General features: G+C 65.9%; 1 protein-coding gene. It reads right to left on the bottom strand.

The features are described 5' to 3' along the window. Nucleotides 1–2,472, bottom strand: a 2,472-nt coding sequence (locus tag IEY61_RS30755; protein ID WP_229706645.1) for an ATP-dependent Clp protease ATP-binding subunit, incomplete at its 3' end; no start/stop codon positions are given.

Raw genomic sequence — 2,472 nt, 5'->3', positions numbered from 1 at the left:
CTCGACCGGCCGCTCGGAGCCATGGAAGACGAGCTTGGACTTGTCGATGTCGTTCGGGTCGCCCTCGCAGTCCACCACGACGATCTGACCCGGGGTCAGCTCGTTGAACAGGATCCGCTCGGAGAGGTTGTCCTCGATGTCGCGCTGGATCGTGCGACGCAGCGGACGTGCGCCCAGCACCGGGTCGAAGCCCTTGAGCGCCAGGTACTTCTTGGCGTTGTCGGTCAACTCCAGGCCCATGTCCTTGTTGCGCAGCTGCGTCTCGATCCGGGCGATCATGATGTCGACGATCGACAGGATCTCGTTCTGACGCAGCTGGTGGAAGACGATGGTGTCGTCGATCCGGTTCAGGAACTCGGGCCGGAAGTGCTGCTTCAGCTCGTCGTTGACCTTCTGCTTCATCCGGTCGTAGTTGGACTCGGAGTCCTCCGACGCCTGGAAGCCCAACGAGACCGCCTTGGCCACGTCCCGGGTACCGAGGTTGGTGGTCAGGATGATGACCGTGTTCTTGAAGTCCACGATCCGGCCCTGACCATCGGTGAGCCGACCGTCCTCCAGGATCTGCAGCAGCGTGTTGAACACGTCCGGGTGGGCCTTCTCGATCTCGTCGAACAGGACCACCGAGAACGGCCGACGCCGCACCTTCTCGGTCAGCTGCCCGCCCTCGTCGTAGCCGACGTAGCCAGGAGGCGCACCGACCAGCCGGGAGACCGTGTACCGGTCGTGGAACTCGGACATGTCCAGCTGGATGAGGGCGTCCTCGCTGCCGAACAGGAACTCGGCGAGCGCCTTGGAGAGCTCGGTCTTACCCACGCCGGACGGGCCGGCGAAGATGAACGAGCCCGACGGGCGCTTCGGGTCCTTCAGGCCGGCCCGGGTGCGCCGGATCGCCCTCGAGACCGCCTTGACCGCGTCCTCCTGGCCGATGACGCGCTTGTGCAGCTCGTCCTCCATCCGCAGCAGACGCGACGTCTCCTCCTCGGTCAGCTTGTAGACCGGGATACCCGTCCAGTTGCCCAGCACCTCAGCGATCTGCTCGTCATCGACCTCGCTGACGACGTCCAGGTCACCGGCCTTCCACTCCTTCTCCCGCTGCGCCTTCTGGCCCAGCAGCTGCTTCTCCTTGTCGCGCAGCTGCGCGGCACGCTCGAAGTCCTGCGCGTCGATCGCGGACTCCTTGTCACGGCGCACCTGGGCGATGCGCTCGTCGAAGTCACGCAGGTCCGGCGGCGCGGTCATCCGACGAATCCGCATCCGAGCGCCGGCCTCGTCGATCAGGTCGATCGCCTTGTCCGGCAGGAACCGATCGGAGATGTACCGGTCGGCCAGAGTCGCGGCAGCAACCAGAGCTGCATCCGTGATCGAAACGCGGTGGTGCGCCTCGTACCGGTCCCGCAGGCCCTTCAGTATCTCGATAGTGTGCGCCAGCGACGGCTCACCCACCTGGATCGGCTGGAACCGGCGCTCCAACGCCGCGTCCTTCTCCAGGTGCTTGCGGTACTCATCCAGCGTGGTCGCGCCGATGGTCTGCAACTCGCCGCGCGCCAGCATCGGCTTGAGGATGCTCGCCGCGTCGATCGCGCCCTCGGCGGCACCCGCACCCACCAGGGTGTGGATCTCGTCGATGAACAGGATGATGTCGCCCCGGGTGCGGATCTCCTTGAGCACCTTCTTCAGGCGCTCCTCGAAGTCACCCCGGTAGCGGGAACCGGCCACCAGCGCGCCCAGGTCGAGCGTGTAGAGCTGCTTGTCCTTCAGCGTCTCGGGCACCTCGCCCTTGATGATCTTCTGGGACAGCCCCTCCACCACGGCGGTCTTACCGACGCCGGGCTCACCGATCAGGACCGGGTTGTTCTTCGTCCGGCGGGAGAGCACCTGCATCACCCGCTCGATCTCCTTCTCCCGCCCGATGACCGGGTCGAGCTTGCCCTCCCGGGCCGCCTGGGTCAGGTTCCGCCCGAACTGATCCAGCACCAGGCTGGTCGACGGCGCGGCCTCACCCGGCGCGGTGCCGGCAGCCGCCGGCTCCTTGCCCTGGTAGCCGGAAAGCAGCTGGATCACCTGCTGGCGAACCCGGTTCAGGTCGGCGCCGAGCTTGACCAGCACCTGGGCGGCGACGCCCTCGCCCTCACGGATCAGACCCAACAGGATGTGCTCCGTACCGATGTAGTTGTGGCCGAGCTGAAGAGCCTCACGCAGCGACAACTCCAGCACCTTCTTGGCCCGCGGCGTGAACGGAATATGCCCGCTCGGCGCCTGCTGGCCCTGGCCGATGATCTCCTCCACCTGCTGGCGGACGCCCTCCAAGGAGATCCCCAGGCTCTCCAGAGCCTTCGCAGCAACGCCCTCACCCTCATGGATCAGGCCCAACAAAATGTGTTCCGTACCGATGTAGTTGTGGTTGAGCATCCGGGCCTCTTCCTGGGCCAGGACGACAACCCGTCGCGCTCGGTCGGTGAACCGCTCGAACAT

This window comes from Micromonospora sonchi (genome assembly GCF_014646235.1).
GTDB classification, from domain to species: Bacteria; Actinomycetota; Actinomycetes; order Mycobacteriales; family Micromonosporaceae; genus Micromonospora; species Micromonospora sonchi.
Note: the sequence above shows the minus strand (reverse complement) of the source record. Positions and strands in the feature narration are given on the sequence as shown.